We start from the raw sequence: 7,100 nt of genomic DNA, 5'->3' as shown, positions 1-7,100 counted from the left end.
TGACCCCTGACCCCTGACCCCTGACCCCTGACCCCTGACCCCTGTAACCCATGGACAAGATTATCATCAACGGCGGTGTGCCCCTGCATGGCGAGGTACGGATCAGCGGGGCCAAGAACGCGGCCCTGCCGCTTATTGCCGCGACCCTGCTGGCGCCGGGGTGGCATCAACTCGACAATGTTCCTGATCTTCGCGATACCCGTACGATCCTGGCCCTGCTCGAGACCTTCGGCCTGGTCTGGGAGCGTGACGGAAGCACGCTCAGGATAGACTCGTCCGGGCTGGCCGGCTATGAGGCCTCATACGACCTGGTCAAGACCATGCGGGCCTCGGTATTGGTTTTAGGGCCCCTGCTCGCCCGGCTGGGCCGGGCTCGGGTTTCCCTGCCCGGTGGTTGCGCCATCGGGGCCCGGCCCATTGATTTTCACCTCCAGGGGTTCCGGAAAATGGGCGCGGTCCTGGAGCTGGAGCAGGGCTATGTGGATGCCCGGGTCCCGGACGGACTCCGCGGGGCGACCATCTGTTTTGATATCCCTTCGGTGACCGGTACCGAGAATATCCTGATGGCCGCGGCCACTGCCGCAGGAACCACGGTGATCAAGAATGCGGCCCGGGAGCCGGAGGTTGCCAACCTGGTGGATATGCTCGTTGCCATGGGCGCCCGGATCAAGGGCCGGGGCAGTGATCGTCTCACGGTTCACGGGGTCACTGAACTGCGACCAGCGGAGATCTCGGTGATTCCGGACCGGATCGAGGCCGGCACCTATCTGATCGCCGCGGCCGCGGTGGGCGGCGATGTGACCCTGACCCATTGCCGGCCCGACCATCTGCCGTCATTGACCGAAAAGCTGCGTTCCGTGGGTCTTGCGGTTATCGAGGGCAGGGAGTCGATTCGGATCACCGGGCCGGAAACGGTATCTGGTTCTACCCGGGGCGCGCTCCTCAGAAGCATTGACATCAAGACCCAGCCCTATCCGGGGTTTCCCACTGATCTCCAGGCCCAGATCATGGCCCTGATGACCATGACCGGAGGGTTGAGCGTGATCACCGAGACGATTTTTGAGAACCGTTTCATGCATGTGGCTGAATTGCAACGGATGGGCGCCGACATCCGGGTCAATGGCAACAGCGCCATTGTCAAGGGCGGCAGCCGGCTGCTCGGCGCGCCGGTGATGGCCACTGATCTCAGGGCCAGCGCCTGTCTGGTGGTGGCCGGGTTGGCAGCCAGGGGGGAGACCGAGATCTCCCGCATCTATCATCTTGAACGGGGATACGAGAATCTGGTGGAAAAATTCGCGGGCCTTGGGGCCGTGATCAGGAGGGAGAAGGCGTAAGATCACAGGGCACTGACGCCGCTATGTCTCCGGGCAGGGCAGGACGATTTCAAGGATTGCGCCCTGGCCCGGCCGGCCTTGGACCTTGATGGTGCCCTTGTGGCTGGTAATGATCTGTTGGACAATGGCCAGCCCCAGTCCGGTGCCTTTCTCCCGGGTGGTAAAGAAGGGCTCAAAAATCTTTTCCAGGTTGTCCGGCGCGATCCCCGAACCGTTGTCGCTGATCCGGATTCTGGTTCTCGGCCGTCCATCCTCAGCTGTAAACTCCTCTGCATCGATCCGGATGGTGTCGCCTTGGTTGGCCATGGCCTGACAACTGTTGCCGAGCAGGTTGATAAACACCTGGGTGAGTTGCTGGGGGTCGGCCCAGCAGTCCAGTTGGGGCGGGATATTCACCATGGTCCTGAAACGATCCGCCCAGTTTTTCGACTGGCGGAGCAACATGGTTACGTCCCGGACCAGGCTGTCGAGCGGTATCCATTCCCTTTCCGGATGCCCTGGTTTGGAAAACAACAGAAAGTCGGAGATGCTCTCCTCCTGACGGTTACACTCCCGGATGATGATTTCCAGCAACCGTTGACCGGACGACCCGGGTTCTATCTCCTGACGGAGGACTTCGGCCGAGCCGGAGATTGCGGCCAGCGGGTTGCGGAACTCGTGCGCCACCCCGGCGGCCATCTCGCCGATGGCGGCCATTTTTTCGGCCTGCTGCACCTGTTTTTCCATCTCTTTTATTTCACTTAGATCCTGCAGGGTGATCACCTGACAGCCCTCGCAGTTTTCAGGCATGTTCAACTTGGAGCAGGAGTAGGCCACCGGGATTCTGCCGCCGTCTTTTCTGACGAGTTCGGTGGCCGGCCTGGAGGCTGCCCGGGCCAGACCGCGGAGCTGGGGAAAGATGTCGGCCAGCGGCCGGCCAAGCACCTCTGCCTCGGAAAAGCCGGTGATCTTTTCCGAGGCCCGGTTAAAGGAACCGATGCTGCCGTCTCCGTCCAGGGTAATGATCCCGGTGGCGATATCGTCGAATATCTGTTTGTAGAGGAAATTCAGCCGGTCGAAGCGGCGGCTGGTGAGGTTTAAGGCCTTTTCCGTCTTGCGGAGCTGTTCGGACAGCAGGGCGCTCAAAAAGGCGGCCAGGAAAAAGCTGAGTCCATGGATGGAGAAATAGTTCAACACCACCATGAAATCCCGGGGCGGCCGGTAGCCGTAGCTGATGAAGAACCGGGGGTAATGGCCCAGGTATTCCAGGACCAGGACCAGGCCGTATCCCAGGGTGCCGGCCGCGGCCGTGGCCAGGCCGCCGTGGCGGAGAAGGATAATGCTGCCAGCGATGATCGGGAAGAAATAGACCGGAATGAATATCGATTGGCTGCCGCCGCTGGAGTAGATGAGCAGGGAGACCAGCAGGGAATCGATCAGCACCTGACTGTAGGCGAAGGTGACGATTTTTTTTATCTTTTTCAGGATCAGGGCCGAGAGGATGGTGTAGAGGTACACCCCGGCGATGAAATAGGCGATATAGTTGAGCGGCGGGATGATCAGGGTCCGGCTCGAAGGCTGGAGGAGAATGCTCAGGCCGAGAAACAGGGAGATAAAGATCACCCGGAGAAAGAACAGCCACTTGAGGTGTTCTCTCAACAGGCCGTCGGCAAGGCGCGGGGGGAGATGTCTGGAGAAGAAACGCTTGGCCATATTCAGTGACTCCGGTTAACCGGCCCGGCCCCTTCTGTCGTTGATTCCGTATTTCTGGACCTTGTACCGCAGGGAGCGGAAACTGATTTTGAGCAGTTCCGCGGCCCGCATCTTGGAGTTGCCGGTCTTGCCCAGGGCGTAGCGGATGATATTTTTTTCCATCCGGGCCATTATCTCTTCAAGTCCCAGACGCAACAGCTCCTCCTCGTCCCGGACCGCCCCGATCAACGGGTCGCCTTGCCCATGGTTTTCCTGGTGCCGACGGTGGATGGAGATGGTCAGGCTTTCGGGCAGGATGATGTTGGAGTCCTCCAGGGCCACTCCCCGTTCGATGATATTCTCCAGTTCCCGGACATTGCCGGGGAAATCGTAGTCCATCAGCACCTCGAGGGCATATGATGAAATTTCCTGGATGTCCTTTTCCAGTTTGCCCGAGTATTTTTTCAGGAAGTGATTCACCAGCAGCGGCACATCGCCCTTTCTTTCCCGCAGGGGAGGGACCCGGAGCGGAACCACCACCAGCCGGTAGAAGAGGTCTTCCCGGAAGCGGCCGGCCAGGACCTCCTCTTCCAGATCCCGGTTGGTGGCGGCAATGATCCGGACATTGACCTTGATGGTCTGGGTGCCGCCCACCGGCTTGAACTCCCGCTCCTGGAGAAAACGGAGGAGTTTGGTCTGGATCAGCGGGGTCAACTCGCCGATTTCATCAAGAAAGACACTGCCGGTGTCGGCAAGTTCGAACAATCCCTTTTTATTGGCAATCGCCCCGGTAAAGGCGCCCTTGACATGACCGAACAGTTCGGATTCCAGCAGGGTTTCCGGGATTGCGCTGCAGGTGATCGGGACAAAGGGTCGGTCCGCCACCTTGCTGTGGCGGTGGATGGCCTTGGCCACCAGTTCCTTGCCAGTGCCGGACTCACCGTGGATCAACACGTTGGCCGGAGTGGGGGCAATCCGGCTGATCAGGCTGAAGATCTTCAACATCTCCGGGCTGTTGCCGATGATTTCCTCGAAACCGGCAGACAACTCGGCCGGCTGATCGTCGGTTGCCGCCGCAGTGGCGCCGAACCGGCAGGCGGAGTCGATGACCTCCAGCATCTCGTCCACCTTGAACGGTTTGGTGATATAGTCAAAGGCGCCTCTCTTCATGGCGGTGACCGCGTCTTCCGGAGAGGCAAAGGCGGTAATCATGATCACCGGCAGGGCGCTGTTTTTTTCCTTGATCTTGGCGAGCAGGGAGAGGCCGCCCTCACCGGGCATCCTGATGTCCGAAATCACCAGGTCGAATTCCCGGCTTCCGGCCAGAAGTTCGAGGGCCGTCTTCGCATCGGCGGCAGTGGCCACGCCATGGCCTTCCTTTTCCAGCAGGATGCTGAAAAACTCCCGCATGCTCAGTTCATCATCAACCACGAGAATGGTCGACATCAATATTCTCCATTAGGGTTTCGGGCCCGGTCCGGTGGAGTGAAGGGGTCCATTGCCTGTTCCGGCTCCCCGCGGCCGGAGACAGGTCCGCCAGGGGCGGCTTTACGGATAGAGACAGGGGCGATTTTGCCTGGTTCTGATACTTCTTAGTGGAACTAATTCATTTTCCTATATATAATAGGCCGGCAACTGAAAATGCAAGGCCTACCTGGTTCCATGCCGGATAGCGGGGCAACCCGTTCACGGGCCGGCCTGCGGAAAACGGACCGGAATCCCATGTGCGTTGCAATCCCTTCGATAATCGTCAGTAAGAACGACCTGATGGCCACCATTGAGGTCTACGGCGCCCAACGGCAGGTGAGCCTGATGCTGCTGGCCGAGGAGGCCGAGGTGGGTGATTATGTCCTGGTCCATGCCGGGTATGCCATCCAGAAGGTCGATCCCGAGGCCGGCCGGGAGAGTCTGGCCCTGTTTTCCCAGGTACTGGACAGCTTGACTGATCATGCATGAGGCCTCCATTGCGATGAGCATCCTCGACACGGTGATCAGCCAGTGCCGGCGGGAAGGCTATCAGAGTATCGGAGCGGTGCGGCTGCGGATCGGCAAGGCGGCGGGTATCCTGCCCGAGGCCCTTTCTTTTGCCTTTGACTGCGCCAAGGCCGGCACCATTGCCGCGGGAGCGGAACTGGTCATCGACCATGTACCGGTGGGCGGCTCCTGTAATGACTGCGGCCGGGCCTTTGAACTTTCCGAAGATCGTTGGTTTGTTTTTTGTTGTCCTGCCTGTAATTCTTCCTCCATCCGGGTTGAACAGGGACAGGAGATGCAGATTGTGGACATGGATGTGGAATAGACCCCGGGGAACCGGAGGGAAAGGGTGAGGCAGCGGCACAGGGTGAAAAAAAGGAGCAAGCAGGGCCGGGAAAACAAGGTTGAGCTGGTTTTTGATGATAATGACCGGGCCTTGCTGCTGTACGGCGAGCTGGACCGGAACCTGGCCGCGGTGGAGAAAACCGCCGGGGTGACGGTACAGGCCCGGGGCAACACCCTGACGGTCAGCGGCATGGACCATGAGGTTGATCTGGCGGTGACCGGGTTGCAACAGCTATATGAGATCGTTGGCGCGGGCTATCCGGTCTATCCCCGGGACGTGGCCTACGGGCTCCGGATCCTGGAACGTTCGCCCCGGGCGGTGTTAAAGGATATCTTTCTCGACCGGGTCTATATCACCGCCAGCCGGCGGGTGATCTCTCCCAAGAGTGTTAATCAGAAACAGTATATCGACAGTATCCGCGCCAATGATATCGTCTTTGGTATCGGTCCGGCCGGCACCGGCAAGACCTATCTCGCCGTTGCCGCGGCCGTCTCGGCCCTGGCCGCCAACCAGGTCAAACAGATTATCCTGACCCGGCCGGCGGTGGAGGCCGGCGAGAAGCTGGGCTTTCTGCCCGGTGACATGGCCCAGAAGGTTGATCCCTATCTCCGGCCGTTGTACGATGCCTTGAACGACATGGTGGGCCGGGACAAGGTGGCGGAACTGATTGAGCGGTCCATTGTCGAGATCGCGCCCCTGGCCTTCATGCGCGGCCGCACCCTGAACAACGCCTTTGTGATCCTGGACGAGGCCCAGAACACCTCCCACGAACAGATGAAGATGTTCCTGACCCGGATCGGGTTTGATTCCCGGGCGGTGATCACCGGCGATATCACCCAGATCGACCTGCCGGCCGGTAAACTGTCAGGCCTGGTGGAGGCGGCCCGGGTTTTGAAGAAGATCAAGGGCATCGGTTTCTGTACCTTTTCCGATGTGGATGTGCTCAGGCACCCGTTGGTTCAGCAGATTATCCGGGCCTACGAAAAAAAGGACAGGAGTGCCTCTAAAAAAACCCGCAAATCCTGAAGAAATCATAACAACGAAAGAATTAACCGCAGAGGTCGCAGAGGTCGCAAAAAAATATATTATCTTCAAGTAATTACCTCTGTGCCCTCTGCGTCCTCTGCGGTAAAATTAAATTTTGAAAAAGTATAAAAGATGCCGGTTTATCTCACCACTGATTCATTGCCGGCCGGAACCCCGGTATGTCTTGCGCAGATCGAGCAGGCCGCAACCAGGCTGCTGGATCTATGCGGCCGCGGTGATGCCGAGCTGAGCATCCTGCTGGTCTCGGATAAGCGGATCGCGGAATTGAACGAGACCTATCGCCGCAAGCCCGGTCCCACCAACGTGCTGGCCTTTTCATTGACCGAAGGCGCGGACACCGGCATGGCCGCCAATCTGCTCGGCGACGTGGTGATCTCGGTGGAAACCGCGGCCCGGGAGGCGATTGTTGCGCAGGTCACCCTGCACCAGCGGCTGTTGTTTCTGCTTGTCCACGGGCTGCTCCATCTGCTCGGCTTTGACCATGAACGCTCCGAGGACGAGGCGGCCCGGATGGAGGACCAGGAAAAAATAATAATGCACCAATTTATTCAGCAAAGGAGAAAAGGCATGATACGACTTGCGGTTAATGTTGATCACGTGGCAACCCTGCGCCAGGCCCGCGGCATTAGCGAGCCGGACCCGGTGCTGGCCGCCGGCATCTGTGAACTGGCCGGCGCCGAAGGCATTGTCGTGCATCTGCGCGAGGACCGCCGCCACATCCAGGACCG

General features: G+C 59.4%; 7 protein-coding genes. 5 read left to right on the top strand and 2 right to left on the bottom strand.

All coding sequences use genetic code 11. From position 1 onward, the window contains the following. Positions 1 to 50: 50 nt before the first annotated feature. On the top strand, positions 51 to 1,334 hold the full coding sequence (murA, locus tag L3J03_11855) for a UDP-N-acetylglucosamine 1-carboxyvinyltransferase (protein ID MCF6291675.1): 1,284 nt from the start codon (positions 51 to 53) through the stop codon (positions 1,332 to 1,334). Between the two features lie 21 nt (positions 1,335 to 1,355). Here the strand turns inward: murA and L3J03_11850 are convergent, their stop codons facing one another. Next, on the bottom strand, positions 1,356 to 3,026 hold the full coding sequence (locus L3J03_11850; GenBank protein MCF6291674.1) for an ATP-binding protein: 1,671 nt from the start codon (positions 3,024 to 3,026) through the stop codon (positions 1,356 to 1,358). Positions 3,027 to 3,041: 15 nt separating this feature from the next. Further along, entirely contained in the window at positions 3,042 to 4,451 is a 1,410-nt protein-coding gene (locus tag L3J03_11845) for a sigma-54 dependent transcriptional regulator (GenBank protein ID MCF6291673.1), read from the bottom strand. A 276-nt stretch (positions 4,452 to 4,727) separates the two neighbouring features. On the opposite strand from L3J03_11845, the gene L3J03_11840 reads away from it, so the two are divergent. From L3J03_11840 to ybeY, 4 genes are all read left to right on the top strand, one after another. Beyond that, positions 4,728 to 4,961, top strand: a complete 234-nt coding sequence (locus tag L3J03_11840; GenBank protein MCF6291672.1) for a HypC/HybG/HupF family hydrogenase formation chaperone — start codon at positions 4,728 to 4,730, stop codon at positions 4,959 to 4,961. Further along, positions 4,954 to 5,304, top strand: coding sequence for a hydrogenase maturation nickel metallochaperone HypA (locus L3J03_11835; protein ID MCF6291671.1), 351 nt, complete (start codon positions 4,954 to 4,956; stop codon positions 5,302 to 5,304). The genes L3J03_11840 and L3J03_11835 overlap by 8 nt, the downstream gene beginning before the upstream one ends. 42 nt (positions 5,305 to 5,346) lie before the next feature. Next, positions 5,347 to 6,351 (top strand): PhoH family protein, encoded by a 1,005-nt coding sequence (locus L3J03_11830; GenBank protein ID MCF6291670.1) that lies wholly within the window; start codon positions 5,347 to 5,349, stop codon positions 6,349 to 6,351. A 132-nt stretch (positions 6,352 to 6,483) separates the two neighbouring features. Beyond that, positions 6,484 to 7,100 (top strand): rRNA maturation RNase YbeY (gene ybeY, locus L3J03_11825; protein MCF6291669.1); only part of this gene is annotated, 617 nt, incomplete at its 3' end.

This window comes from Desulfobacterales bacterium, from assembly GCA_021647905.1.
Lineage (GTDB): Bacteria > Desulfobacterota > Desulfobulbia > Desulfobulbales > BM004 > JAKITW01.
The sequence above is the reverse complement of the archived record's forward strand: the minus strand, read 5'-3'. Positions and strand labels throughout refer to the sequence as shown.

Excerpts from the sequence above, each read along its gene's own strand:
- murA (MCF6291675.1), top strand. The coding sequence starts at position 51 with ATGGACAAGATTATCATCAACGGCGGTGTGCCCCTGCATGGCGAGGTA.
- L3J03_11850 (MCF6291674.1), bottom strand. The coding sequence starts at position 3,026 with ATGGCCAAGCGTTTCTTCTCCAGACATCTCCCCCCGCGCCTTGCCGAC.
- L3J03_11845 (MCF6291673.1), bottom strand. The coding sequence starts at position 4,451 with ATGTCGACCATTCTCGTGGTTGATGATGAACTGAGCATGCGGGAGTTT.
- L3J03_11840 (MCF6291672.1), top strand. The coding sequence starts at position 4,728 with ATGTGCGTTGCAATCCCTTCGATAATCGTCAGTAAGAACGACCTGATG.
- L3J03_11835 (MCF6291671.1), top strand. The coding sequence starts at position 4,954 with ATGCATGAGGCCTCCATTGCGATGAGCATCCTCGACACGGTGATCAGC.